The organism is Pseudoalteromonas sp. S327 (assembly GCF_005886415.1).
Lineage (GTDB): Bacteria > Pseudomonadota > Gammaproteobacteria > Enterobacterales > Alteromonadaceae > Pseudoalteromonas > Pseudoalteromonas atlantica.
On the sequence record NZ_PNDP01000188.1, the window covers coordinates 1 to 417 of the forward strand.

Here is a 417-nt window from a genome sequence, read left to right on the forward strand (position 1 = left end):
GATATAGGGTGGCCGCTGGAGAAACAATCAGTTTATATATATGAAACGCGTCCTGTTTGGGACAGCCCAAATGAATATCATGACCTGGACATGGCTAAAGCAACTTTTATCCGCGCTCAAGGTAAATGGAAAATTTTCTGGATGCGACAAGATCTAAAATGGCATGGCTATGAGCCAAATATGTATGTAAAAACTATTGAGCAAGTCTTTGCCGTTATAGATCATGATGAATACGCTTGTTTTTTTGGGTAAGTCACATAACAAAAAAATCAAGTTCGCCCGCTGCGCTGGCTGGGACGCAAACATGTGGGCTGCTAACTTCCGTCGGAGTTTAGCCCGCCCGTCTGCGCCCCTTAGTGAGAAGGTAGCTCCCCGTAGGCACTAATCAGAGTATCTTGAGAATTATACTTCAGTTGC

Annotated in this window: 1 protein-coding gene; it reads left to right on the forward strand. The window is 44.4% G+C overall.

All coding sequences use genetic code 11. From position 1 onward, the window contains the following. Positions 1 to 252, forward strand: a 252-nt coding sequence (locus CWB60_RS20655) for a DUF3024 domain-containing protein (RefSeq protein WP_138628034.1), incomplete at its 5' end; no start/stop codon positions are given. Positions 253 to 417 lie beyond the last annotated feature (165 nt).